The following is a 23,183-nucleotide window of genomic DNA, read 5'->3' as shown; positions in this document are numbered from 1 at the left end:
CGAAGCCGCGCGGGAACGTCACGTGATCAACAGTCTTGCTTCCGGTCGTCGTCTGGCGCTGCGCATTATCTTGCTGCAGCTTGCCGTGGCGGGGGGCCTGGCTCTCAGCTTCCTTTTGCAGGGGCCGCGCCAAGCTTTGGCGGCCGCTGCAGGCGCCACACTCGTGGCGCTGGGTACGGCGCTTCTGGCGTGGCGTACCTTCAGGGGGCTGGGCAGCGGCGGCATGACGATGTGGCGCGTGATGTCAGGTATGGTCCTGAAATGGATCGTGATCGGCGGAGGGCTCGTCGCGATCCTGGGTCAATGGAAATTACCGCCACTAGCTGCCATCACGGGGCTGGTGGCTGCTTACGCAATAAATCTGCTGGCGTTCAGATTCAAGGGCTAACACATGGCAAGCGAGCCGCAGGGCGGACTAACCGAATACATCCAGCATCACCTTCACCACAACACGGTGAGCCTGGGTGACAGCGCCTTCATGAAGATCCACCTGGACTCGATCCTGGTGGCCTTCCTGCTGGGTGCCGTGTTCTGCCTGTGGTTCTGGCTCAAGGCCCGCAAGGCCACCTCGGGCGTGCCGTCCAAGGGCCAGGCCTTCGTCGAGCTGATCGTGGAGTTCGTCGACACCCAGGTGAAGGACACCTTCCACGGCGACCGCCGCACGGTGACGCCGCTGGCGCTGTCGATCTTCATGTGGGTGACCTTCCTCAATGCGATGGACCTGCTGCCGCTGGACGCCCCGAGCTGGACGGTGAAGACCGCCGCCGGCGCCGAAGCGGCCCATCACACCTTCTTCCGCTGGGTGCCGACCGCCGACATCAACACCACGGTGGGCCTGGCGCTGGCCGTGTTCTTCATCGTGCTGGGCCACGGCATCAAGGCCAAGGGCGGCCTGGGCTTCGGCAAGGAGCTGATGACCGCGCCGTTCCACGCGCACAACCCGGTCGTCGTCGCCATCCTGGTGCCGTTCAACTTCCTGCTCAACGTCGTGGAATACCTGTCTAAGCCGGTGTCGCTCGCCATGCGACTGTTCGGCAACATGTACGGTGGCGAGCTGGTGTTCATGCTGATCGCGGGCCTGTTCGCGGGCTGGATCAGCTTCCTGCCGGGTGTGCTGTTCAACACCGCATGGGCGATCTTCCACATCCTGATCATCCTGCTGCAGGCCTTCATCTTCATGATGCTGACCATCGTGTACATCGCCACGGCGCGTGAGCATCACTGAGGTTTTTGTTTCATCCGGTTCCGCTTTAAACCGCTTTGCCTTTATCACTCTTTAGAAAGATCCACAGGAGAATTCCATGAACGTCGCCGAACTTCTTACCCATGTGCAGGGCCTGACCGCCATCGCCATCGGCATCATCATTGGCCTCGGCGCTCTGGGCGCTTGCTTGGGCATCGCCATCATGGGTTCCAAGTTCCTCGAGTCCGCCGCCCGTCAGCCGGAACTGGTTCCGCTGCTGCAGGGCCGCATGTTCCTGCTCGCCGGCCTGATCGACGCGGCGTTCATCATCGGCCTGGCCGTGGCGCTGCTGTTCGCGTTCTCGAACCCGCTGCTGTCGGCCGTGCAGGCCGCCGTCGGTCACTAATCGGCGCGAATTGAGTCGTCGCAGCGGACATCCGCTGCGGCGATTGGCGGTTTAACGCGTTACCGGAGTTAATCGGAAAGCTCATGGATATCAATCTGACTTTCCTGGGCCAGATGGTCTCTTTCGCCATCCTGGTCTGGTTCACCACCAAGTTCATCTGGCCGCAGCTCAATCACGCGATTGAAGAACGCCAGAAGAAGGTTGCCGATGGCCTGGCCGCCGCCGAGAAGGCGCGCGCCGAGCTGAAGGACGCCGACGCCAAGGTCGCCAACGAGATCAAGCAGGCCCGCCAGCAGGCCAACGAGATCATCGAGCGCGCCCAGCAGCAGGCCAACCAGATCGTGGACAAGGCTCGCGCCGAAGCGATCAGCGAAGCCAACCGCGTGAAGGCCAACGCCGCCGAGGAAGTCGCCAGCATGCAGCAGCGCGCGCGCGAAGAGCTGCGTGGCTGGGTGGGCCGCCTGGCCGTCCAGGGCGCCGAGAAGATCGTGCAGCGCGAAGTCGACGCCAACGCCCACAAGGCGATGCTCGACCAGCTCGTGGCCGAGATCTAAGCCATGGCGCAGGCAATCACCCTCGCCCGCCCCTACGCGCGTGCTGCCTTCGAGCTGGCCCATGGGGCCGGCTCGCTTGGCGCATGGTCGCAGGCGCTGGCCTTTGCCGCGGAAGTGGCCAAGGACGCGCGCGTGGCCGGCTTCGGCAACGACCCGCGCGTGTCGCCGGAACAGCTCGTCGCGCTGCACCTGCCGCAGGGCATGGGCGCCGATACGCCGTTCGGCCATTTCCTGGGTGAACTGGCCGAGCACCGCCGCATGGCGCTGCTGCCGGAAATCGCCGAGCTGTTCGAGCAGTACAAGCGCGAGTCCGAGTCGCAGCTGCTGGTCAAGGTGACCAGCGCCTTCGCCCTGGACGCGGCGCAGGCCGAGCAGCTCAAGGCGTCGCTCAAGCGCCGCTTCAAGCGCGAGATCGAACTGGAAACCCAGGTCGACGCCTCGCTGCTGGGCGGCGTGGTGATCGACACCGGCAGCGAAGTGATCGATGGCTCCGCCCGTGGACGTCTGGCGCGCATGACCCGCGCGCTGACGCACTGAGAGCGGAAAAGAGCGGGGAGAAGTGGGAAACGAGAGGTTACGCAACCGCGATGCCGCCGCTCTCACTCACTGCTCACTACTCTTAACTCGTTTCTAAATTTTCAGGATATCGACCCATGTCCAGCTCCACCTTGAACCCGTCCGAGATCAGCGAACTGATCAAGACTCGCATCGAGCAGTTCAAGCTCGGCGCGGAAGCACGCAACGAAGGCACGATCATCAGCGTGTCCGACGGCATCGTGCGCATCCACGGCCTGGCCGACGTGATGCAGGGCGAAATGATCGAACTGCCGGGCAACTCCTTCGCCCTGGCGCTGAACCTCGAGCGTGACTCGGTCGGCGCCGTGGTGCTGGGCGAATACCAGCATCTGCGCGAAGGCGACACCGCCAAGACCACCGGCCGCATTCTCGAAGTGCCGACCGGTCCGGAGCTGCTGGGTCGCGTGGTCGACTCCCTCGGCAACCCGATCGACGGCAAGGGCCCGCTCAACGCCAAGACCAGCTCGCCGATCGAAAAGGTCGCGCCGGGCGTGATCTGGCGCCAGTCGGTCGACCAGCCGGTGCAGACCGGCTACAAGTCCGTCGACTCGATGATCCCGATCGGCCGCGGCCAGCGCGAGCTGATCATCGGCGACCGCCAGACCGGCAAGACCGCGCTGGCCATCGACGCGATCATCAACCAGAAAGATTCCGGCATTAAGTGCATCTACGTCGCCATCGGCCAGAAGCGCTCGTCCATCGCCAACGTGGTGCGCAAGCTCGAAGAGCACGGCGCGCTGGCCAACACCATCGTGGTGGTGGCTTCGGCGTCCGAGTCGGCCGCGCTGCAGTACATCGCGCCGTACGCCGGTTGCGCCATGGGCGAATACTTCCGTGATCGCGGCGAAGACGCGCTGATCATCTACGACGATCTGTCCAAGCAGGCCGTGGCCTACCGCCAGATCTCGCTGCTGCTCAAGCGCCCGCCGGGCCGCGAAGCCTACCCGGGCGACGTGTTCTATCTCCACTCGCGCCTGCTCGAGCGTGCGGCCCGCGTCTCCGCGGAGTACGTCGAGAAGTTCACCAACGGCGAAGTGAAGGGCAAGACCGGCTCGCTGACCGCGCTGCCGATCATCGAAACGCAGGCCGGCGACGTGTCCGCGTTCGTGCCGACCAACGTGATCTCGATCACCGACGGCCAGATCTTCCTGGAAACCGACCTGTTCAACGCCGGCATCCGCCCGGCCGTGAACGCCGGTATCTCGGTGTCGCGCGTGGGCGGTGCCGCCCAGACCAAGATCGTGAAGAAGCTGTCCGGCGGCGTGAAGCTGGCCCTGGCGCAGTTCCGCGAGCTGGCTGCGTTCGCGCAGTTCGCCTCGGACCTGGACCCGGCCACCCGCGCCCAGCTGGACCGCGGCCAGCGCGTGACCGAGCTGATGAAGCAGTCGCAGTACGCGCCGCTCTCCATCGCCGAACTCGCGCTGTCGGTGTACGCCGCCGAGAAGGGCTACCTCGACGACCTGCCGGTCAACAAGGTGCTGCCGTTCGAGAAGGGCCTGCACGCCTTCATGCACCAGAACCACGGCGAGCTGATGAAGAAGATCGTCGCCACCGGTGACTGGAACAACGAGATCGAAGCCACCTTCAAGTCCTCGCTCGACGAGTACAAGAAGACCGGCAGCTGGTAAGCAGTAATAGGGTGTACGGCCGTCCAGACGGCCGTACAGCACTCCGGCAAAGAACGCCGGGATCGCACTAACCCACTAGGTTGAGGCAAACGTGGCAAGCGGACGCGAAATCAAAACCAAGATCAAGAGCACGCAGAACATGCGCAAGGTGACGCGCGCGCTCGAAATGGTCTCGGCCTCGAAGATCCGCAAGGCGCAGGATCTGATGAAGGCCTCGCGTCCCTATGCGCGCGCCATGCGCAAGGTGATCGCGCACGTGGCGCAGGCCAGCACGGATTTCAGCCATCCGTTCCTGCAGGAGCGCGAGAAGGTCGCGCGCGTCGGCTTCCTGGTCATCAGCACCGACCGCGGCCTGTGCGGCGGCCTGAACTCCAACCTGTTCCGCCGCCTGCTCCCGGTCATCCGCGAGTGGCAGGACAAGGGCGCGGAGATCGACGTCGTCGCCGTCGGCCAGAAGGCCGTGCAGTTCTTCCGCCGCCTCAAGGGCGTGAACCTGATCGGCAGCGCCACGCATCTGGGCGAGAAGCCCAAGGTCGAGGACCTGGTCGGCGTGATCAAGGTGATGCTGGACGCCTACACCGGCGGCAAGCTGGACCGCGTGTTCCTGGCGCACAACGACTTCGTCAACACCATGACGCAGAAGCCGTCGATCCACGCGCTGCTGCCGCTGCCGGTGGTGGCCGAGGAAATGGTGAGCGGTGAAGGCAAGCCCAATTCGCCGGATTTCCCGGTGGCCGGCCTCAAGCTCGAGCAGAAGCACGACTGGGACTACATCTACGAACCCGACGCCGCCACGGTGCTGGAGTTCGTGCTGGGTCGCTACATCGAGTCGGTGGTGTACCAGGGCGTGCTGGAAAACCTCGCCAGCGAGCATGCCGCGCGCATGGTCGCAATGAAGGCGGCGTCGGACAACGCCAACAAGGTGATCGGCGAACTGACGCTGATCTACAACAAGGCGCGTCAGGCTGCGATTACCCAGGAAATCTCGGAAATCGTGGGCGGCGCCGCGGCGGTTTAATGAGTGCGGTCATCCGTGACCGCGAAAGTCAAAAGGCGATCATCCATGGTCGCACTCTTCACAAAAAAACCACGCGACCATGATTGGGCGCGAGTAGTCCAAACACTAAAAGATCCATCCGGAGCACATCCATGAGCCAGGGCAAAGTTGTACAGATCATCGGCGCGGTCATCGACGTGGAGTTCGCACGCGATCAGGTGCCGCAGGTTTACGACGCGCTGAAGATCGACGGCACCGACATCACGCTGGAAGTCCAGCAGGTGCTGGGTGACGGCATCGTCCGTACGATCGCCCTCGGTTCCACCGACGGCCTCAAGCGCGGCCTGGTGGCCCGCAACACCGGCGAAGGCATCAAGGTGCCGGTCGGCAAGCCGACCCTCGGCCGCATCATGGACGTGCTGGGCAACCCCATCGACGAAGCCGGCCCGATCGACACCAAGGATCACTGGGTCATCCACCGCGAAGCCCCGAGCTACGCCGACCAGGCGACCTCGAGCGAGCTGCTGGAAACCGGCATCAAGGTCATCGATCTGGTATGCCCGTTCGCCAAGGGCGGCAAGGTCGGCCTGTTCGGCGGCGCCGGCGTGGGCAAGACCGTGAACATGATGGAGCTGATCAACAACATCGCCAAGGCGCACTCGGGTCTGTCCGTGTTCGCCGGCGTGGGCGAGCGTACCCGCGAGGGCAACGACTTCTACCACGAGATGAAGGACTCCAACGTGCTCGACAAGGTGGCCATGGTGTACGGCCAGATGAACGAGCCGCCGGGCAACCGTCTGCGCGTGGCGCTGACCGGCCTGACCATGGCCGAGTACTTCCGCGACGAGAAGGACGAGCACGGCAAGGGCAAGGACGTGCTGCTGTTCGTGGACAACATCTACCGCTACACGCTGGCCGGTACCGAAGTGTCCGCGCTGCTGGGCCGCATGCCGTCCGCCGTGGGTTACCAGCCGACGCTGGCCGAGGAAATGGGCGTGCTGCAGGAGCGCATCACCTCGACCAAGACCGGTTCGATCACGTCCATCCAGGCCGTGTACGTGCCCGCGGACGACCTGACCGACCCGTCGCCGGCCACCACCTTCGCGCACCTGGACTCCACCGTCACGCTGTCGCGTAACATCGCCTCGCTGGGTATCTACCCGGCCGTGGATCCGCTGGATTCCACCAGTCGCCAGCTCGATCCGGGCATCGTGGGCGCCGAGCACTACGACGTGGCCCGTCGCGTGCAGGGCACGCTGCAGCGCTACAAGGAGCTCAAGGACATCATCGCGATCCTGGGCATGGACGAACTGTCGGAAGACGACAAGCAGGCCGTGTCGCGCGCCCGCAAGATCGAGCGCTTCTTCTCGCAGCCATTCCACGTGGCCGAAGTGTTCACCGGCTCGCCGGGCAAGTACGTGCCGCTGAAGGAAACCATCCGCGGCTTCAAGATGATCGTGGACGGCGAAGTGGACCACCTGCCGGAGCAGGCGTTCTACATGGTCGGCGGCATCGACGAGGCCATCAAGAAGGCCGAGGAAATGGGTGCGAAGAAAGCCGCCTAACGGCTGCTTTCAGGGAATGGAGAATCGGGAATAGGGAATAGCAAAAGCCCAGCGCTCACACGCGGCCGCTCTTTCCGATTCCCTTCATCCCCATTCCCTATTCCCTCCAAAGCGAGCAAAGCGAGCAAAACCATGAGTCATACCCTCCGTGTCGACATCGTCAGCGCCGAAGCCGAGATCTTCTCGGGCGACGCGCAGTTGGTGGTCGCCACCGGCGAGATGGGCGAACTGGGCATCGCGCCCCGCCATGCGCCGCTGATCACCCGCCTCAAGCCGGGCCACGTCGATGTGGTGCTGGGCAATGGCGAGCGTCAGCAGTTCTGGGTGTCCGGTGGCATCCTGGAAGTGCAGCCGCAGGTCGTCACCGTGCTGGCCGATACCGCCGCGCGCGCGTCCGACCTGGACGAAGCCGCCGCCCAGCGCGCCAAGCAGGAAGCCGAGGACGCCCTGGCCAACCGCACCGACGCGGTCGAGATCGCCGAGGCGCAGGCCAAGCTGGCCGAAGCCATCACCCAGCTGCAGGCGCTGGAACGCCTGCGCAAGACGCTCAAGCACTGAGCGGACTTGCCCGGGCAACAACCCACGGAACGCCGGCCTCGTGCCGGCGTTTTTGTTTATGCTGCCGCCTCCCGACACGGAGGCTGCGCCATGGATGTGAAGCGCATCGTGGGCTGGCCGAGGCGCCTGTTCCTTTGGCCCGCCTTGCTGGCGATGGGCCTGGCGGGCTGTGCGAGTACGCCGCCCGCGGGCCCGTCCAGGCCGGGCACCCAAGGTGTCGCCAGGAACGATCTTCAGCATTACCCGCTCGCCCTTGGGCAGGTGTCGACCGGCGCGGTCCCGCGCGAGCAGCCGGCGCCGGTCTATCCGCCCTCGCTGCTCGACCGGCGGCTGCCGCCCCGTGAAGTGCTGGCGCGGTTGATCGTTGACGAGCAAGGCCGCGTTTCCGAAGTGCGCATGGCCGGCGAAGCGCCGGCGGATGCCGATACACGCCTGTTCGACGAAGCGGTGCGCGCCGCCGTCATGCAATGGCGCTTCGAGCCGCTGCGCGTCAATCAATGGGCGGCGGATGCCGGCGGCAACACACACGTGGTGGGCAGCGAAACGCGTCCGTTCAGCATGGACTATGTATTTCGTTTTGCCTGGAAGGACGGCAAGCCGGTCACGGATGCCTCGGCGTCGCCGCATAGCCCGAAATAGCCAGACGATCTGCCTCCTCAGGCCCCTGGGGACGCGCGCGCTGGCTGTTATCCTCCGCCGCTAACCGAACACAGGCTCGACTCATGCCCAAGAACGCCCCGCTCCACGTCATCGTCCTCGCCGCCGGTGAGGGCAAGCGCATGAAATCGAAGAAGGCGAAGGTGCTCATGCCGCTGGCGGGGCGCCCGCTGCTGGCCCACGTGCTCGAAGCGGCGCGCGCCCTGCAGCCGCAGGCGGTCCATGTGGTCTACGGCCATTGCGGCGACCAGGTGCGGGCTGCGTTCGAAGGGCAGGACGATCTGCGCTGGGTGCTGCAATCCCAGCGCCTGGGCACGGGGCATGCCGTGCGCGAGGCGCTGCTGGACGTGCCGGACGACGCGACGGTGCTCGTGCTGTATGGGGACGTGCCGCTGACCCGCGCGCAGACGCTGGAGAAACTGGTGCGCGCCGAAGGCACCGTGAGCCTGCTCGCCACGCGCGTGGCACAACCGTTCGGCTACGGCCGCGTCCTGCGCGACGGCAACGGCTTCGTGCGTGCCGTGGTGGAAGAGAAGGACGCGGACGACACGCAGCGCGCCATCAACCTGATCAACACCGGCATCGTCGCCGCCGAAGCCGACGCGCTGAAGCGCTGGACCTCGCGGCTCGACCGCAACAACGTGCAGGGCGAGTACTACCTCACCGACATCTTCGCCATGGCCGCCGAGGAAAACCGCGCGGCGGCCTGCGTGGAGTGCGCGGACGAATTCGAGGCTGCCGGCGCGAACAATCCCTGGCAATTGGCCGAGCTCGAAGCCGAGTTCCGCGCGCGCAACGCGAAAGCGCTGGCGCTGGAAGGCGTGCGCATCTGCGATCCGTTGCGCATCGACGTGCGCGGCAAGGTCCACGCCGGCCTGGACGTGGAGATCGACATCGACGTCATTCTCGAAGGCGAGGTGACGCTGGGCGACGACGTGCGGATCGGGCCGTTCACGCGCCTGAAGGACGTGAGCCTGGCCGCAGGCACCGTGGTGCAGGCGCATTGCGACCTCGAAGGCGTTGTGACGCATGGTCCGTGCATCATCGGGCCGTTCGCGCGGCTGCGTCCGGGCACCGAGCTGGCGGCAGGCGTGCACATCGGCAACTTCGTCGAGACCAAGAAGGCCAGCCTGGGCGAAGGCAGCAAGGCCAATCACCTCACCTACCTGGGCGACACCGTCGTCGGCAGCGGCGTGAACATCGGCGCCGGCACCATCACCTGCAACTACGACGGCGTGAACAAGCACCTCACCACCATCGGCGACCGCGCCTTCATCGGCTCCAACAGCGCATTGGTGGCGCCGGTGAACATTGGCGCGGACGCGACCATCGGCGCGGGCTCGGTGATCGGCAAGGACGCGCCGGCCGGCGAACTGACGCTGGCGCGCGCCAAGCAGGTCACGCTCACCGGCTGGCACAGGCCCACCAAACAGAAGTAAGGTCGCCGCCACGGCGGCTATCCACGGCACAGGGAGCAGCGCATGCGCAGTCGGGCGATCCTCATCGGCATCCTGGGTTTACTGGCATGGCAGGGCATCGCCGCCAAGGCGCATGCAGGTTCGAGCGTGCAACTGTTCACCGACCATGGCGAACCGCGCTTCGCCTTCTACCTGGCCTGCGTCAGCAAGTCGGTCGATTGCGGGATCATCGAGCGCATGTTCGGCCGCTGGGCCGACGATCGCGGCGTGAACGTGCACACGGTGACGCCCGAGCAGGCGGCCAGCCTTCCTGCCGACATGGCGAAGGACCCGGCAGAAGACACTCCTTACCGCGTCACCGTGCGCTATGCGCCGGAAATGGGATCGGTCAGCAATTCCCTTGTCAGCGGAGCCACCGGCCTGCCGCTGATCAGCTACGTCGCGAACGTCCACGTGTTCGACGCGGCCACGGGCAAGCTGCTCAAGTCGATGACCTGGCGCAAGGAAGACATGGCCGACCGCGACCATGGCGCCGCCAATCCGTATCTCGACGCGCAGGTGCGCGACTTCCTGAAGCATCTGGATCCGACGTACGCAAGCTCGCCCGCTTCCTGATGGCGGACGTCATGGCGCCGAACTGACAGCCAGCCTGAGCTCGGCTCAGGCGTAACGCCAGCCGTCGATCTCCACCAGCAGTTCGCTGCGGCAGACATCGCCGTGCAGCAGCAACACGGGCACGCCCGGCAGTCGGCGCTGCAGGAAGTCGTGCACGGCGGGGGCATCGGTCGGGTGCCGCACATAAGCCTTCAGCGGCGACTGCGTATCGAAACCGCTGGGCATGCCCGCGCTGGCCAGCAGCGTTTCCAGGTTGACCAGCGTTTCGTCGAGCTGCGCCAGCAGGTCGTCCTGATGGGCGGACGCGTGGCCGACCACCGCGGCGGTGCCGGAGATGGCCAGCGCGTCCTGGGCCGGCAGCGCCATGGCGCGGGCAAAGCTGGGCGGCGTGCGACCGTACTGGCGGGGGTAGCGCCAGGCGCTGACCTGGCGGGGATTTTCCACGCGCTCGCCGGGTTCGTCGCAGGCCAGCAGGTAAACCTGCAGGCGCATCGCCGTGGCGTGATGGCCGATGGCGGTGGCGGCGGGAAAGCCCTCCGCGAAGGCGTTGCCCATGCCCTCGGCGCGCCCGTCGCAGAACTGCTTGTAGCGCTCGCCGTCGCCTTCGCCCTGGTTGATGTCGCCCAGGTAATTCCAGATGCGCTGCACGTGGCGCTCGCGGCGCGTGACGACGAAGTCGCACAGCTGGGCATAGGCGGACACTGCCGTGGCGCACGGGCCGCCATGGACGGCTTCGTCCAGCGTGATGGCCGCGAACAGCCAACCATCGCCGCTGGACCACTGCAGGTCGCCCAGGCGGCCATGGCTTACCGGGCCGTCGACCTTCCACACCTCCAGCGGCGTGGGGGCGTCGAAGCTTTCCAGGTCCACCCCGAGCCAGCGCGGGTCGTCGCTGTGCGGCGCGCCGGTGCCGAAGCCGAACACGGCCAGCGTGCCCGCTTCCTGCAGGATCTGCTCGGGATCGGCCCAACGATAGGACACCCGTGGCGCGCGGCGCAGCGCCGGCCTGACGTTTTCACAACCCTGAACCATCGGCATCCAACCGGAGAAACGGGGCCGCTATGTTACACTGGCCGGCCGGCGCCACTGGGGGAGAGGCGCAAGTATCCGGGTATCAAACGGCATGGCCGAGCAGAGCACCGCACAACACGAACTGGCCACCCTGATTGTGGACAGCCTCAATCTGGAAACCGTCACGGCCGACCAGATCGACCCCGATGCACCGCTTTTCGGCGGCGATCTGGGCCTGGATTCGATCGACGCGCTCGAAATCGCCCTGGCGGTATCCAAGCGCTACGGCTTCCAGCTGCGTTCGGACAATCCCGAGAATCGCAAGATTTTCACCAGTCTGCGCACGCTGTCCGAGCACATCGAGCAGCACCGCGCCGTTTAACCAAGATCGGGCATGATGGGTTGCGCGCGCGGCAGACTATGAGCGTCTGCCCCATCGTCGCCCGACCGGACGAATCACCCATGTCGTCATCCTCCGCTTCTTCAACACCGACTTCGACATCGCGGCGCTGGTTGCCGTTGATGTTCGGCTATCCGGTGCTGGCGATGGCGGGCGTGCTGACGCATCGGCAAGGGTTTTCGCTGGCGGCGTGCGCGCTCTTGCTCACGGTGTTGATGGTGCCTGCGCTGTCCTCGCGGCGGCCGCTGCCGTGGGCCGGGTGGCTCGGCGCGCTGGCGGCCATGGCATGGCTGGGCCTGCACGGCATGGCCGGCCTGTTGCTGGAATGCGTGCCCATCGCGATCAACGTGCTGTTGGCCTGCCTGTTCGGACGCAGCCTGCGCGCCGGCCATGCGCCGCTGATCGCACGCATCATCGAAGCGCTGGAAGGCCCCGAGCGCCTGCGCGTGCGTGGCGTGGCCGACTACGCGCGCCACCTCACCTGGTTCTGGACCTTGCTCACGGCCGCGCAGGCGCTGGTGCTCACGGTGCTGCTGTTCTGTGCGGAGCCCGGCGGCCTGCTCAGCACGCTCGGTGTCGCCACGCCGTGGCCCGTGCCGGCGGAGCTTGCGCAGTCGTATGCGCACGTGGGCGGTTACATGCTGATCGCCAGCGCCTTTCTGCTCGAGCATGTTTTCCGGCGCTGGCATCTGCGCCACGTCCATCATCCCAGCCTGCACGAGCTGGTGCTGGGTGTGGCCACGCGCTGGCCGAAACTGGTGCGCGGCGAGGATCCCGCCTCGCCATGAGCCATGCCACCTATCAGCGCGTGTTCCGCGTGGCGGCCGATCATCCCAGCCTGCCCGGACACTTTCCAGGCTCGCCGCTGGTGCCTGGCGTGATGCTGCTGGAGCAGGTCGCGCTGGCCCTGCGCGAGTGGCGTGGCGAACGCCTGGCCCGCGTGGTGGAAGCGAAGTTCGTGGCGCCGCTGCTGCCCGAGCACGAGGCGCGGATCGCGCTCGCCGATGCGAACGGACGCGTGCGCTTCGAGATACGCCGCGGCGACGAACTGCTCGCTCGCGGCACCATCGAGGGAGCGCCATGACCGAGCACTGGCAAAGCCGCCCGGAAGGCGGCGGACGCTTCGCGCTGTGGCTGATCCGCACGATCGCCTTGCGCGGCGGCCGTCCGCTCGGACGCGTGTTGCTCTATCCGATCACGCTGTACTTCTACCTGCGCCGCGGGCCCGAACGCCGCGCATCGCGCAGTTTCCTCGAGCGCGTGCTCGGCAAGCCGGTCACGCCCTGGCAGGTGATGAAGCACATCCATTGCTTCGCGGCCACCATCCTCGATCGCATCTTCCTGCTCGCCCACGGCGAGAAGAACTTCGATGTCACCGTGGAAGGGCTGGATGTGCTGGAAGCCTGCCTGGCCGAGGGCCGCGGCCTGCTGCTGCTGGGCACGCATCAGGGCAGTTTTGAGGCCTTGCGCGCCATCAGTTCGCGTCGTCCCGACATTCCGCTGCGCGTCGTGCTGGACAAGCAGAAGACGCCGGCCATGACCGAACTGCTCGAAGCCCTGGCGCCGGACGTGGGCGCCCAGGTCATCGATGCGTCGCAGGGCGGCGCGTCGATCGCGCTGGCGATGGCCGAAGCCTGCGAGCAAGGCGCCATGGTGGCCTTGCTGGCCGATCGCGGCCGCGAGCACGAAGTGCTGCGGCGCGTGCCGCTGCTGGGCGAGCCCGCGCCGTTTCCGGTGGGGCCGTGGCTGCTCGCGCACACCCTGCGCGCGCCGGTGATGCTGTGCTTCGGCCTGTACGAAGGCGGCAACCGCTATCGCCTCGTCTTCGAGCCCTTCGCCGAGCGCATCGAGATTCCGCGGCAGGATCGCGCCCAGGCGCTGGATGCCGTGCTGGCCCGCTTCGCCCGTCGCGTGGAGCACTACATCCACGCCGCTCCCTACAACTGGTTCAACTTCTATGACTTCTGGCAGCAAGACGCGAATACTGCTGTGCGGCCTGATGCTGTCGCTGTGCGCGAACGCGTCGGCGCCTGAGGACGCCGCCACCACGCGCGCGCTGGTGGCCTCGCTGGGGCGGCCGGCGCCGGCGCGCACGCCGTTTGCCGAAGCGCGCTTCATGAAGATGCTCGACAAGCCACTGGTGGTGTCGGGCCAACTCGCGTGGCTGGGCGAAGATCGCCTGGAGCGTTCCGTCGAGCACCCCAACCGCGAAGTGTCGACCATCGCCAACGGCGAAGTGACGCAGCAGCGCGAGGGCCGTTCCACGCGCAGCTTCTCCCTGAAACGCGCGCCGCAGCTGCAGCTGCTGCTCGACAGCTTCGTTGCCTTGCTTGGCGGCGACGCGTCACGGCTGGAGCAGGCCTTCGTGGTCGAGCACCACGCCGATGGCGGCGGGCACTGGACGCTGACCCTGACACCGCGCGACGCCAAGCTCGCGCAGACGGTGAGCCGCATCGACATCGATGGCAGTGGCAACGAGCCGCACTGCATGCGCATGCAGGAAGCCGATGGCGACGTGGCCATCGATCTGCTCGGCGCCTACGCGGCGAAGATGCCGGACGCGCCCACGCGCGACGCGCTGGCGTCGCTTTGCGGAGGCGGCTGAGGGTGCGTCGCCCCGGGCGTGTGACCCTGCTGGTGCTGTGGCTGGCCGCCTTGGCCTTGCTGGGCGTGTTCGTGGTGAAGCACCTCACGGTGAGCACCGACCTGCGCAGCTTCATGCCCGCGCCGACCACGCCGGATCAACGCCTGCTGATGGAACAGGTGGGCGAGGGTCCCGGCTCGCGCCTGCTGCTGCTGGCGATTGCCGGCAAATCCGACGAGCAGTTGGCCAACCTGAGCCAGCAACTTTCGGCCGCGCTGCGCAAGGACGCGCGCTATAGCCAAGTGCTCAATGGCAGCTTCGACATCGGTGAGCTCGACGATGCCCTGCTGCCTTATCGCTACCTGCTGTCGCCCACGCTGGATCACCAGCGCCTGGATGCCGCCTATCTGCGCGATCAGCTGGAGCAGCGCCTGGACGATCTGTCCTCGCCGGCCGCGAGCCTGTTGAAGGGCCTGCTGCCGCGCGATCCCACGCTGGAAGTGCTCAAGCTGGCCGAGCGCTGGTCGCCGCCCAAGTCGCCCGAAGTCGTGCAGGGCGTGTGGTTCTCCCCGGAGCACGAAGCCCTGCTGCTGGTGCTGACCCGGGCGCCGGGTTTCGATCCGGATGCGCAGGCCGACGCCATCGATGGCATCCATCGCGCGTTCGACGCGCTGCCGGATCATGCGGGCGCCTCGGTGGTCGTGAGTGGCCCGGGCTATTTCAGCGTGGTCGCGAATGCGCAGACGCGCGGCCAGGCCGAGTGGATCGGCCGCATTTCCACCGTAGGTTTCATCGTGCTGCTGTTGCTGGCGTACCGCAGCATCGGTTCGTTGCTGTTCTCGGCGCTGCCCATCGCCAGCGCCGCGCTGGCCGGCATCGCAGCCTTGATCGCGCTGTTTCCCCAGGTTCATGGCATCACGCTGGCCTTCGGTTTCACCTTGCTCGGCGTGGCGCAGGAATACCCGATCCGCGTGCTCAGCCATCGCCGCGCCGACGAGAGCGCGGTACAGAGCGTGCGCGATCTGTGGCCATTGCTGCTCACCGCCATCGCGTCGGCGTGCATTGCCTATCTGGCCTTCTTCGCATCAGGCGTGAACGGGCTTCGCCAGCTGGCGGTCTTCACTGTCACGGGATTGCTGGTGGCGGGTTTCAGCACGCGTTACCTGCTGCCGTACCTGTTGCCCACGCGCGTGCATGACGTGGCCGGGATGGGCTGGCTCGTGCGCGCACGGCGGATCGTGGACCATCTGCCGCGCCCGCGCTGGATTCCCGCGCTGGTGGCCGTGGCCACCGTATTAATGCTGGCGTTCGCGCAAGGTCTGTTCTGGCAGAACGACCTGTCGGCTCTGACGCCCTTGCCGCGCGATCTGCTGATGCGCGATGCGCGTCTGCGCGAAGCACTTGGCGCGCCGGACGTGCGCTATCTGCTGGTGCTGCAGGCAGCCGACGCGCAGGGCGTGCTCGCGCTTTCGGAACGCATGGAGCCTGCGCTGGACGCCCTGGTCGCGCGTCACGCGGTGGACGCCGTGGAACTGCCCTCGCGCTACCTGCCGAGCGAGGCGGTGCAGCGCGCGCGCCAGCAGGCCTTGCCGGCGCGCCCGGCGCTCGACGCCGCGCTGGAGCAGGCCGAGCAAGGCATGCCGTTCCAGCCGGGTCTGTTCAAGCCCTTTGTCGATGACGTGCAGAAAGCGCGCGAACTGCCGTTGCTCACGCCGCAGCGGTTCGCCTCGTCGCCCTTGGGCCAGCGCCTGTCCGGCATGCTGGCGCAGCGCGATGGGCATTGGCTGGGCCTGGGCACGCTGAGCGGCGTGCACGATGTGGACGCCTTGCAGGCGTTGGCGCGCGACAGCGGTGGCGCCGTGCGGTTGCTCGATCTGAAGAGCGCCGCCGAATCCCTGGTGGTCGATTACCGCACGCGCATCCTGCACGCGCTGCTCGGCGCCACCGTGCTGCTGGTGGTGGCCATCGTCGTCGCGTTGCGCAGTTTCCGGCGCGCGTGGCATGTGCTTGCACCGATGACGCTGGCGACCTTCCTGGTGCTGGCGGTGGAGCGCGTCGCGGGCGTGGAGGTGTCGCTGTTCCATCTGGTCGCGTTGATACTCGCGGCCGGCCTGGGCCTGCACTACGCGCTGTTCTTCGAGCGCGACACCGGCGATGCGGCCGAGCAGCGCCGCACCTTGCACGCCACGCTGGTGTGCGTGTTGTCCGCCCTGCTGGTGTTCGGCATGCTGGCTTGGAGCACGATTCCCGTGCTGCGCGCCATCGGGCTGACGGTCAGCCTGGGCGTGGCCTTCCATTTCTGTCTTTCGATCCTGATGGCTCCGCATGCTCGCCAAGACTGACTGGGCCCGACTCATTCCGCACCAGGGCGCGATGTGCCTGCTCGACAGCGTGGCGGCGTGGGACGAAACGACCATCCACGCCGTGGCTGACAGCCACGCGCTGGCCGATCATCCGTTGCGCGGGCCCGATGGCCTGCACGCGGTGCATCTGGCCGAGTACGGCGCGCAGGCGATGGCCGTGCACGGCGCCCTGCTGTCACGCGAGCAGGGTGAGACCAAGGCGCGGCCGGGACGACTGGTGAGCCTGCGCGACGTATCGCTGGCGGTCGAATATGTCGACCCGGCGTGCGGCCGTCTGGACGTCCATGCGGAAAGCCTCTACGCCGAGCCGGCTGGCGCGCAGTACGCGTTCCGCGTGGAGCAGAACGGCCGCGTGCTGGTGAGCGGCAGGGCTGCCGTCATTCATCCCGCTCTTTGATCAGCGAGGTCGCCATGTCACAGGCTCATTCTCCCCGTCGCGCGCTGGTGACCGGCGGCAGCGGCGACCTGGGCGGGGCGATCGCGCGCGCGCTCGCGGCCGGCGGTTATCACGTGATCGTGCATGCGAACGCCGGCCTGGCGCGCGCGGACGACGTGGCCGCGGCCATCCGCGACGCAGGCGGCAGCGCGCAGGCCGTCGCCTTCGACGTGACCGATGGCGCCGCTACGCGCCACGCGCTGGAAACCCTGCTGGCCGACGGCCCCATCCACGCCGTGGTCAACAATGCCGGCGTGCATGAAGACAGCCCGATGGCGGGCATGTCGGAAGACGCGTGGCGCCGCGTGATCGATGTTTCCCTGCACGGTTTCTTCCACGTCACCCAGCCGCTGCTGTTGCCGATGGCGCGCGCGCGCTTCGGGCGCATCGTGTCGGTGAGTTCGGTGGCGGCGCAGCTCGGCAATCGCGGACAGGCCAATTACGCGGCGGCGAAGTCGGCCCTGCACGGCGCCACCCGCTCGCTGGCGCGCGAGATGGCCTCGCGCGGCATCACCGCCAACGTGGTGGCCCCCGGCGTGATCGAAGGGCGCATGATCGGCGAGGATTTCCCGCCGGAACGCATCCGCGAGATCGTGCCCGCCCAGCGCGCCGGCAAGCCGGAGGAAGTGGCGGCCCTGGTGGCCTTCCTGTGTTCCGACGCAGCCGGCTACATCAACGGCCAGGTGATCGGCGTCAACGGCGGCATGGCTTGAGGGCAGGAGTGAGTGAAGAGGAGTGAGAAAAACAGAGAGAGCGGCGTGCTCTTCTCTCACTTCTCACTCCTCTTCACTCACTCCTCGCTCTTACGTTACGGCCGCATCGAACACGATGGGCTGCGAGGCGCGTGAGCGGCGATAGCTCGCCATGACGTCGCCGTGGCGGATCACCTGTCCGATCGTGTAGGTGGTGATGCGCGTGACGTCGCGGATCGGGCTGAAATGGCTGATGCGGAACTCGCCTTCGTAGCGCGAAGCGATGGGCACCGACACCACGCCCAGCCCTTTCTCGCGCGAAGCGGCGATAAGGATGGCCGCCTCGAACACGAAGTTCTCCGCCGGCAGGTCCACCAGGTCCAGTGCGGCGCGCGGATACCAGCGCTGGCCGCTCTGCGTGTCGGCCACCGGCTGCGCGCAGGCCCACGAAATGCCCCAGTCGGCGACCGCATTGGCGCGGCGGCGCGCCTTGGGCTGCTGCTCGCGTTCGAGCAGGCGCGCGCCGATGATGATGTGGTTGGGATAGCGCTGCGCGGCGGCCGCGATGCGCGGAATGTCGCTGGCCAGATGCTGGCCGTCGCCGTCCATGGTGAGCACGGCGTCGTAGCCCTGGCGCAGCGCTTCGCGAAAGCCCGTGCGCAGCGCCTCGCCCTTGCCGCTGCGTTGCGGGTGGCGCAGCAGCGTGACGGGAAGCTCGCGCACGATATCGGGGGTGCGATCGTCCGAGCCGTCGTCGACCACGATCACGGGCACGCCAAGCGCCAGGACGGACTGGACGATCCTGCCGATCGCGGCCTCTTCGTTGAGGCAGGGAATCAGCACGCACCAGCGGACATCGGACGTATTCAAGCAGGTGTCTCCACGGCAACCCTCAACGCCAGGGTTTCGGCGGCGGCAAGGGTGCAGTCACCTTCGCCCGTAGCGAGATTTTGCATCAGCGGCCAGGCGGATGCGGCAATCGGGTTGCCTTCGTACCACGCGCCTGTGGCAGGCGCGGGGCGCAGTGCGTCGATGGCATGGGGCACCAGGTCCAGCTCAAGGCAGGCGATCGAACGGGCCGTGGCGGTGGGCGCCAGCACCAGCGCGATGCCGAACGCCTGGCGCGTGCCGGTCATCTCGCCCAGCGGGCCGTGACCGGCGATGTCGCTGCACACCAGCAGCACGGGGCGCTGCTCGGTCGCGGCGAGGGTGGCCGCTTCCAGCAGGCCGGCGCCGAAGCTGGCGTGGCCAGCGGTGATGGCGCTGGACGTCGCATGGCAGCCGGTGGCGATGGTCCAGTAACCGGCCGGCGCGTTGTGCACCGAGTTGTGGAAGCGCGTGGGCGACAGTTCCACCGGCGCGCTGGCCAAGGTCGCGCACATGTAATCGGAGATGTGCTGGTCGCCGAAGGCGGAGCTGAAGACGCACGGCAGCTCGCGCGCTTCCTGGCCGCTCATGGCCACCGCCTGCCCAGCTGCTTCCACCGCGAGCAGCACGCTTTCCGGCGCGCGGCGGCGCTCGTTCGGCGGCAGCACGGCGGCCGGCGGACGGGCGGGCGGCGCGGTCACCGGCTCGCCGGCGAGCCACGCCTTCAGCGCGGCGAAATCGGCCAGTTGGGGCGACCACAGCCCGATGCCTTCCACGTAAACCTGCAAGCCACTCATGCGGGCGCCCTCCCGAAGGCCAGGCAGGCGTTGTTGCCGCCAAATCCGAACGAGTTGCTCAGGGCCACGTTGACCGTGCGTTGCTCGCTCTGCAGCGCGAGTTGCGGTCCGCAGGCGGCGTCCGGGTGCGTGCAGCCGAGATTGCCGGGAACCAGGCCCTCGCGGATCGCCAGCAGCGCGAACGCGGCTTCCAGAATGCCCGCCGCGCCCAGCGTGTGCCCGGTGAAGCCCTTGGTGGAACTGGCCCGCGTGCTCGCGGGAAATGCGCGCGCCACCAGGGCGGCTTCGACTTCGTCGTTCTTCAGGCTGGCCGTGCCGTGCAGGTTGATGTAATCGACCTGTTCCGCGCTCAGCCCCGCGCGCACCAGCGCATCGCGCAGCGCGAGTTCCGCGCCCAGGCCCTCGGGATGCGGCGTGGACATGTGGTGCGCGTCGCTGGATTCGCCATAGCCAAGCAGGCGCGGCGCATCCGGTGCGGCGTCGACGCGCTCGAGCAGCGCAAAGCCGGCCGCCTCGCCGATGGAAATGCCGTGGCGAGCCTGGTCGAACGGGCGGCAGGGCTCCGGCGAGACCAGCTCCAACGCGTTGAAGCCGAACAGCACGCTGTCGCACAAGGTATCCACGCCGCCGACGATGGCGGCATCCGCAAGGCCGAGGCGAATCAGCCGCTCGGCGTTGGCGAACACCTTGGCGCTGGACGAGCAGGCCGTGGACACCGTCAGGCATGGCCCTTCCAGGCCCAGCGCCTCGGCCACGAAACCGGCCAGCGAATGCGGCGCATGGATCAGCGGCCGGCGCAGTTCGGCCGGCATCTGCCCGTGTTCGTCGAGGTGGCGATAGGCTTCCTCGCTGGCGCCGATGCTCGCGGTGGACGTGCCCAGCACCAGCGCCACGCGCGCGGCGCCGTAGCGCTGGCGGGCATCCAGTGCGTGTTCGAGGAAACGGTTCTGGCGCAGGCCCAGCCAGGCCAGCCGGTTGTTGCGGCATTCCCAGGCGGCGTGAGCGGCGGGCAGCTCGGCCTCTTCGACGCCATCGACACGGCCTATCCAGCACGCCAGCGGGGCGCTGCTGAAGTCGTTTTCGCGGAGACCGCCGCGGCCCGAGGACAGGGCCGCGAGATGGCTTTCAAGGCCTTGGCCAAGCGCCGACGTCGCCGTGTATGCGCTGACGGCAAGGGGGTGGATCGGTACTGACATCGCGCGAGCCTAACGACCGGCTGCCCTATTTCCTAGTCTGGACAATTGCGGGGGAGCGACCTTGTTCATCTTGCCGGCCTGCGCCATACGCCCGATTGCGCGCCATTCACGGGCTGCGCACACTGCGCTACCGGCCACCCTGGCCCTGCGCCGTACGACCGTGCCACCCTTTTTCGCTCCGTTCAAACGCGGCCCCTGGCGCTATCTCAGCGATCGTGACGTGCTGCATGCCGCCGTGGTGACCAGCGTGGCCGTCGTGCTCAGTCTCGGCCTGGTCTGGGTCGGCTACCTCGTTCATGTATGGCGGGTGGCGGCGCGCAGCCCGGTGACCCTGGCCGAGCCGATGACCACCCTCGTGTTCGGCCGCCGGTTGGTCGGCGATGCGCCGGAGAAGGACTACCAGCAACGCCTGTCGCGGGCGTTGGCGCTGATGCGTTCGCAGGCCACGGAGCATGTGCTCCTGCTGGGCGGGCGCAGCGGCGGCAGCCTCCTCAGCGAAGCGGAGGCCGGGCGGGCGTGGCTGGACCAGCACGACGTGCCGCCGGGCGTGGTGCTGCAGCTGGAGCAGGCCTCGGTCGATTCGCTGGAAAACCTGCGCCATGCACGCAGCCTGCTGCAGGAAGACGGCCCCGTGATGCGCACCTTGCCGCCGGTGGCCCTGGTGACCAGCCGCTACCACCTGGCGCGCTGCTTGCTGCTCGCGCGCCGGCTGGGCTTTCGCAGCGTACCGGTGGCGGCGGAGCCGGCCCTGGTGCTCAACCGCCGATACGTGGTGCGGTTGCTGGCCGAATCGGGTTACCTCATGTGGATCGACATCGGCTTGCGCTGGGCCAGGTTGATCGGCCACCGGCGCATCGCCGAACGCCTCAGCTGACCGCGCGACGCGCCGCCGCAGCGGGTCATCGCGCATCGCTTGCTAAGCTTGCGGCGTTTCGAACCACGATGGACCGCCCATGAGCCAGCAAGCCGACCAAGCCGAACTCTTCCTGCGCGAACTGCAGGACCGCATCTGCGCGGCGATCGAGCAGATCGACGGCAAGGCGCGTTTCGAGGAAGACGCCTGGACGCGCCCCGCCGGTGGCGGGGGCCGCACGCGCGTGCTGCGCGATGGCGCGATCTTCGAGCAGGCCGGCGTCAATTTCTCGCGCGTCTACGGCAACCAGCTACCTCCCAGCGCAACGGCGCATCGCCCTGACCTTGCCGGCGGCGGCTTCGTCGCCACCGGCGTGTCGCTGGTGCTGCACCCGCGCAATCCGCACGTGCCCACCACGCACGCCAACGTGCGTTACTTCGAGGCGAGCAAGGAAGGCGCCGAACCGGTGTGGTGGTTCGGTGGCGGCTTCGACCTCACGCCGTTCTATCCGCGCGAGGAAGACGTGGTGCACTGGCATACCGTCGCGCGCGACCTGTGCGCGCCCTACGGCGACGACGTGTACGCGCGCTATAAGAAGTGGTGCGACGAGTATTTCTATCTCAAGCATCGCGCCGAGACGCGCGGCGTCGGCGGCTTGTTCTACGACGATCTGAACGAGGGCGGCTTCGAGCGCTGCTTCGCGTTCACGCGCGACGTGGGCCAGGGTTTCCTCGACGCCTACCTGCCCATCGTCGAGCGGCGCAAGGACGAGCCCTACGGCGAGCGCGAGCGCGAATTCCAGCTCTATCGTCGCGGCCGCTACGTGGAATTCAACCTGGTCTACGACCGCGGCACGCTGTTCGGCCTGCAGTCGGGCGGGCGCACCGAGTCCATCCTGATGAGCCTGCCGCCGCGCGTGCGCTTCGAATACAACTTCCAGCCGGAACCGGAATCCCCGGAAGCGCGGCTGGCCGATTACCTCAAGCCGCGCGACTGGCTGGGGAAAAGCGAGGAGTGAGGAACTAGAAGTGAGAAGCGAGAGATGCGCGCTTGCTCCTCTCTCACTTCTCACTCCTCTTCACTCACTTCTCATTCTTTACCCACTTCTCATTCTTTCGGAGCGTCGCCGCTGAACTTCACCGGCGTGGCGCCCTTCACGGGGCCGATCTGCGCGCTGTCGCTGACCTGCAGCACCACGTCGCGGCGGAATTCCAGCGTGCCCTGCACCACGGCGTGGGGGCCGATCACCACGTGCGGCAGGCGGTTGTTGCTGTTCCAGTTGAACCAGCCGCCCGGCTTCTCCATGAGGATGCCGCCTTCCACGTGCGAGTTGGCGCCCACCAGGATGTCGCCGTTGGACGTCTGCAGGCCGCCGCCCACGTGAGCCGCGTCCAGGTTGATGGTGCCGTTCACCGTGCCGACCTTGCCGGCCACGTCGGCGCTCTTGCCCAGGTGCACGCCGCCATTGGTGGTGCTGACCGTGCCGGCGACGCGGCTGCTGGAACCCACGGTGACGCCGCCGTTGACGGTGTCGATGGCGGCGGCCTGCACGTGGTCGCCCAGCTCCACCGCGCCATTGACCGTGCTGGCCTTCTGTACCACGGCGTTGTCGCCGATGTGCACCGCCCCGTTGACGGTGCTGACATTGCCCGCGTGCTGGCCGGCATCCACGTGGACGGTGCCGTTGACCTTGTCGATGTCGCCGTCGGCGGCCTGGGCCAGGGCGGGCAAGGTCAGGGCGAGGGCGATGGCAAGCAGGTGACGACGCATGGCGAACTCCGTATCGGGTGGGTAATGCACCTAAGATGCGCCCGCGCGGGTCGGGGT

The 23,183-nt window shown here is 67.3% G+C and carries 27 protein-coding genes; 22 read left to right on the top strand and 5 right to left on the bottom strand.

Annotation, left to right across the window (positions count from 1 at the left end; all coding sequences use genetic code 11):
* Positions 1 to 22 precede the first annotated feature (22 nt).
* The 12 genes from BDW41_RS17775 to BDW41_RS17720 all read left to right on the top strand — a co-directional run bounded on the left by BDW41_RS17775 (position 23) and on the right by BDW41_RS17720 (position 10,157).
* Positions 23 to 388 (top strand): ATP synthase subunit I, encoded by a 366-nt coding sequence (locus BDW41_RS17775; RefSeq protein ID WP_074550139.1) that lies wholly within the window; start codon positions 23 to 25, stop codon positions 386 to 388.
* 3 nt (positions 389 to 391) lie between these two features.
* Complete coding sequence (gene atpB / locus BDW41_RS17770) at positions 392 to 1,225, top strand: F0F1 ATP synthase subunit A (protein ID WP_074550141.1); 834 nt, start codon at positions 392 to 394, stop codon at positions 1,223 to 1,225.
* Positions 1,226 to 1,301: 76 nt separating this feature from the next.
* Positions 1,302 to 1,589 (top strand): F0F1 ATP synthase subunit C, encoded by a 288-nt coding sequence (atpE, locus tag BDW41_RS17765; RefSeq protein WP_074550143.1) that lies wholly within the window; start codon positions 1,302 to 1,304, stop codon positions 1,587 to 1,589.
* An 83-nt stretch (positions 1,590 to 1,672) separates the two neighbouring features.
* Positions 1,673 to 2,143 (top strand): F0F1 ATP synthase subunit B, encoded by a 471-nt coding sequence (locus BDW41_RS17760; protein WP_074550145.1) that lies wholly within the window; start codon positions 1,673 to 1,675, stop codon positions 2,141 to 2,143.
* Between the two features lie 3 nt (positions 2,144 to 2,146).
* On the top strand, positions 2,147 to 2,680 hold the full coding sequence (locus tag BDW41_RS17755; protein ID WP_074550147.1) for a F0F1 ATP synthase subunit delta: 534 nt from the start codon (positions 2,147 to 2,149) through the stop codon (positions 2,678 to 2,680).
* 116 nt (positions 2,681 to 2,796) lie between these two features.
* The gene (gene atpA / locus BDW41_RS17750; protein WP_074550149.1) at positions 2,797 to 4,347 is read left to right on the top strand and encodes a F0F1 ATP synthase subunit alpha; all 1,551 of its coding nucleotides are present in this window, start codon (positions 2,797 to 2,799) and stop codon (positions 4,345 to 4,347) included.
* 91 nt (positions 4,348 to 4,438) lie between these two features.
* Complete coding sequence (gene atpG / locus BDW41_RS17745) at positions 4,439 to 5,365, top strand: F0F1 ATP synthase subunit gamma (protein ID WP_074550151.1); 927 nt, start codon at positions 4,439 to 4,441, stop codon at positions 5,363 to 5,365.
* Between the two features lie 131 nt (positions 5,366 to 5,496).
* A complete protein-coding gene (gene atpD / locus BDW41_RS17740; RefSeq protein ID WP_074550153.1) occupies positions 5,497 to 6,909 on the top strand; it encodes a F0F1 ATP synthase subunit beta in 1,413 nt (470 codons plus the stop codon).
* A gap of 132 nt (positions 6,910 to 7,041) precedes the next feature.
* Positions 7,042 to 7,467: a F0F1 ATP synthase subunit epsilon gene (locus BDW41_RS17735; RefSeq protein WP_074550155.1), complete on the top strand. Its 426-nt coding sequence runs from the start codon at positions 7,042 to 7,044 to the stop codon at positions 7,465 to 7,467.
* A gap of 90 nt (positions 7,468 to 7,557) precedes the next feature.
* Positions 7,558 to 8,106, top strand: coding sequence for a TonB family protein (locus BDW41_RS17730; RefSeq protein WP_233496923.1), 549 nt, complete (start codon positions 7,558 to 7,560; stop codon positions 8,104 to 8,106).
* 83 nt (positions 8,107 to 8,189) lie between these two features.
* Positions 8,190 to 9,563 (top strand): bifunctional UDP-N-acetylglucosamine diphosphorylase/glucosamine-1-phosphate N-acetyltransferase GlmU, encoded by a 1,374-nt coding sequence (glmU, locus tag BDW41_RS17725; protein ID WP_074550157.1) that lies wholly within the window; start codon positions 8,190 to 8,192, stop codon positions 9,561 to 9,563.
* 42 nt (positions 9,564 to 9,605) lie between these two features.
* Entirely contained in the window at positions 9,606 to 10,157 is a 552-nt protein-coding gene (locus BDW41_RS17720) for a hypothetical protein (protein ID WP_074550159.1), read from the top strand.
* 45 nt (positions 10,158 to 10,202) lie between these two features.
* Here BDW41_RS17720 and BDW41_RS17715 read toward each other — a convergent pair whose 3' ends face one another.
* Positions 10,203 to 11,189, bottom strand: a complete 987-nt coding sequence (locus BDW41_RS17715; RefSeq protein WP_074550161.1) for a pteridine-dependent deoxygenase — start codon at positions 11,187 to 11,189, stop codon at positions 10,203 to 10,205.
* A 91-nt stretch (positions 11,190 to 11,280) separates the two neighbouring features.
* Here BDW41_RS17715 and BDW41_RS17710 point away from each other — a divergent pair, with 91 nt between their 5' ends.
* The 8 genes from BDW41_RS17710 (at position 11,281) to fabG (ending at position 17,664) form a co-directional block, all read left to right on the top strand.
* Positions 11,281 to 11,550, top strand: a complete 270-nt coding sequence (locus tag BDW41_RS17710) for a phosphopantetheine-binding protein (protein WP_074550163.1) — start codon at positions 11,281 to 11,283, stop codon at positions 11,548 to 11,550.
* An 80-nt stretch (positions 11,551 to 11,630) separates the two neighbouring features.
* Positions 11,631 to 12,356: a xanthomonadin biosynthesis protein gene (locus BDW41_RS17705; protein WP_074550165.1), complete on the top strand. Its 726-nt coding sequence runs from the start codon at positions 11,631 to 11,633 to the stop codon at positions 12,354 to 12,356.
* Positions 12,353 to 12,652 (top strand): hydroxymyristoyl-ACP dehydratase, encoded by a 300-nt coding sequence (locus tag BDW41_RS17700; RefSeq protein WP_074550167.1) that lies wholly within the window; start codon positions 12,353 to 12,355, stop codon positions 12,650 to 12,652. Before BDW41_RS17705 ends, BDW41_RS17700 begins: the two co-directional genes overlap by 4 nt.
* Positions 12,649 to 13,602, top strand: coding sequence for an acyltransferase (locus tag BDW41_RS17695; protein ID WP_074550169.1), 954 nt, complete (start codon positions 12,649 to 12,651; stop codon positions 13,600 to 13,602). Before BDW41_RS17700 ends, BDW41_RS17695 begins: the two co-directional genes overlap by 4 nt.
* A complete protein-coding gene (locus BDW41_RS17690) occupies positions 13,526 to 14,173 on the top strand; it encodes an outer membrane lipoprotein carrier protein LolA (protein WP_233496922.1) in 648 nt (215 codons plus the stop codon). The genes BDW41_RS17695 and BDW41_RS17690 overlap by 77 nt, the downstream gene beginning before the upstream one ends.
* A 2-nt stretch (positions 14,174 to 14,175) precedes the next feature.
* Positions 14,176 to 16,494, top strand: a complete 2,319-nt coding sequence (locus BDW41_RS17685; RefSeq protein ID WP_110301649.1) for an MMPL family transporter — start codon at positions 14,176 to 14,178, stop codon at positions 16,492 to 16,494.
* Complete coding sequence (locus BDW41_RS17680) at positions 16,478 to 16,912, top strand: phosphotransferase (RefSeq protein WP_074550175.1); 435 nt, start codon at positions 16,478 to 16,480, stop codon at positions 16,910 to 16,912. Before BDW41_RS17685 ends, BDW41_RS17680 begins: the two co-directional genes overlap by 17 nt.
* Positions 16,913 to 16,926: 14 nt before the next feature.
* Positions 16,927 to 17,664, top strand: coding sequence for a 3-oxoacyl-ACP reductase FabG (fabG, locus tag BDW41_RS17675; protein WP_074550177.1), 738 nt, complete (start codon positions 16,927 to 16,929; stop codon positions 17,662 to 17,664).
* Between the two features lie 90 nt (positions 17,665 to 17,754).
* On the opposite strand, the gene BDW41_RS17670 is transcribed toward fabG, so the two are convergent.
* Genes BDW41_RS17670 through BDW41_RS17660 form a run of 3 tightly spaced genes read right to left on the bottom strand, consistent with a single transcriptional unit; the run spans position 17,755 to position 20,503 of the window.
* Positions 17,755 to 18,513, bottom strand: coding sequence for a glycosyltransferase family 2 protein (locus tag BDW41_RS17670; protein WP_074550179.1), 759 nt, complete (start codon positions 18,511 to 18,513; stop codon positions 17,755 to 17,757).
* Positions 18,510 to 19,307: a beta-ketoacyl synthase chain length factor gene (locus tag BDW41_RS17665; protein WP_074550182.1), complete on the bottom strand. Its 798-nt coding sequence runs from the start codon at positions 19,305 to 19,307 to the stop codon at positions 18,510 to 18,512. The genes BDW41_RS17670 and BDW41_RS17665 overlap by 4 nt, the downstream gene beginning before the upstream one ends.
* Positions 19,304 to 20,503, bottom strand: a complete 1,200-nt coding sequence (locus BDW41_RS17660) for a beta-ketoacyl-[acyl-carrier-protein] synthase family protein (protein WP_199535366.1) — start codon at positions 20,501 to 20,503, stop codon at positions 19,304 to 19,306. Before BDW41_RS17660 ends, BDW41_RS17665 begins: the two co-directional genes overlap by 4 nt.
* Positions 20,504 to 20,663: 160 nt before the next feature.
* Here BDW41_RS17660 and BDW41_RS17655 point away from each other — a divergent pair, with 160 nt between their 5' ends.
* Positions 20,664 to 21,377 (top strand): YdcF family protein, encoded by a 714-nt coding sequence (locus BDW41_RS17655; protein WP_074550365.1) that lies wholly within the window; start codon positions 20,664 to 20,666, stop codon positions 21,375 to 21,377.
* A 79-nt stretch (positions 21,378 to 21,456) separates the two neighbouring features.
* A complete protein-coding gene (gene hemF / locus BDW41_RS17650; RefSeq protein ID WP_074550183.1) occupies positions 21,457 to 22,374 on the top strand; it encodes an oxygen-dependent coproporphyrinogen oxidase in 918 nt (305 codons plus the stop codon).
* 89 nt (positions 22,375 to 22,463) lie between these two features.
* On the opposite strand, the gene BDW41_RS17645 is transcribed toward hemF, so the two are convergent.
* Complete coding sequence (locus BDW41_RS17645) at positions 22,464 to 23,126, bottom strand: hypothetical protein (protein ID WP_074550184.1); 663 nt, start codon at positions 23,124 to 23,126, stop codon at positions 22,464 to 22,466.
* Positions 23,127 to 23,183: the final 57 nt, after the last annotated feature.

The sequence above is a fragment of the Dyella sp. AtDHG13 genome, assembly GCF_003201105.1.
Lineage (GTDB): Bacteria > Pseudomonadota > Gammaproteobacteria > Xanthomonadales > Rhodanobacteraceae > Dyella > Dyella jiangningensis_B.
Note: the sequence above shows the minus strand (reverse complement) of the source record. Positions and strands in the feature narration are given on the sequence as shown.

Bases quoted from the DNA above. Each gene is read 5' to 3' on its own strand.
- atpB (WP_074550141.1), top strand. From the start codon at position 392: ATGGCAAGCGAGCCGCAGGGCGGACTAACCGAATACATCCAGCATCAC.
- atpE (WP_074550143.1), top strand. From the start codon at position 1,302: ATGAACGTCGCCGAACTTCTTACCCATGTGCAGGGCCTGACCGCCATC.
- BDW41_RS17760 (WP_074550145.1), top strand. From the start codon at position 1,673: ATGGATATCAATCTGACTTTCCTGGGCCAGATGGTCTCTTTCGCCATC.
- BDW41_RS17755 (WP_074550147.1), top strand. From the start codon at position 2,147: ATGGCGCAGGCAATCACCCTCGCCCGCCCCTACGCGCGTGCTGCCTTC.
- atpA (WP_074550149.1), top strand. From the start codon at position 2,797: ATGTCCAGCTCCACCTTGAACCCGTCCGAGATCAGCGAACTGATCAAG.
- atpD (WP_074550153.1), top strand. From the start codon at position 5,497: ATGAGCCAGGGCAAAGTTGTACAGATCATCGGCGCGGTCATCGACGTG.
- BDW41_RS17735 (WP_074550155.1), top strand. From the start codon at position 7,042: ATGAGTCATACCCTCCGTGTCGACATCGTCAGCGCCGAAGCCGAGATC.
- BDW41_RS17730 (WP_233496923.1), top strand. From the start codon at position 7,558: ATGGATGTGAAGCGCATCGTGGGCTGGCCGAGGCGCCTGTTCCTTTGG.
- glmU (WP_074550157.1), top strand. From the start codon at position 8,190: ATGCCCAAGAACGCCCCGCTCCACGTCATCGTCCTCGCCGCCGGTGAG.
- BDW41_RS17720 (WP_074550159.1), top strand. From the start codon at position 9,606: ATGCGCAGTCGGGCGATCCTCATCGGCATCCTGGGTTTACTGGCATGG.
- BDW41_RS17715 (WP_074550161.1), bottom strand. From the start codon at position 11,189: ATGGTTCAGGGTTGTGAAAACGTCAGGCCGGCGCTGCGCCGCGCGCCA.
- BDW41_RS17710 (WP_074550163.1), top strand. From the start codon at position 11,281: ATGGCCGAGCAGAGCACCGCACAACACGAACTGGCCACCCTGATTGTG.
- BDW41_RS17705 (WP_074550165.1), top strand. From the start codon at position 11,631: ATGTCGTCATCCTCCGCTTCTTCAACACCGACTTCGACATCGCGGCGC.
- BDW41_RS17700 (WP_074550167.1), top strand. From the start codon at position 12,353: ATGAGCCATGCCACCTATCAGCGCGTGTTCCGCGTGGCGGCCGATCAT.
- BDW41_RS17695 (WP_074550169.1), top strand. From the start codon at position 12,649: ATGACCGAGCACTGGCAAAGCCGCCCGGAAGGCGGCGGACGCTTCGCG.
- BDW41_RS17690 (WP_233496922.1), top strand. From the start codon at position 13,526: ATGACTTCTGGCAGCAAGACGCGAATACTGCTGTGCGGCCTGATGCTG.
- BDW41_RS17680 (WP_074550175.1), top strand. From the start codon at position 16,478: ATGCTCGCCAAGACTGACTGGGCCCGACTCATTCCGCACCAGGGCGCG.
- fabG (WP_074550177.1), top strand. From the start codon at position 16,927: ATGTCACAGGCTCATTCTCCCCGTCGCGCGCTGGTGACCGGCGGCAGC.
- BDW41_RS17665 (WP_074550182.1), bottom strand. From the start codon at position 19,307: ATGAGTGGCTTGCAGGTTTACGTGGAAGGCATCGGGCTGTGGTCGCCC.
- BDW41_RS17660 (WP_199535366.1), bottom strand. From the start codon at position 20,503: ATGTCAGTACCGATCCACCCCCTTGCCGTCAGCGCATACACGGCGACG.
- hemF (WP_074550183.1), top strand. From the start codon at position 21,457: ATGAGCCAGCAAGCCGACCAAGCCGAACTCTTCCTGCGCGAACTGCAG.
- BDW41_RS17645 (WP_074550184.1), bottom strand. From the start codon at position 23,126: ATGCGTCGTCACCTGCTTGCCATCGCCCTCGCCCTGACCTTGCCCGCC.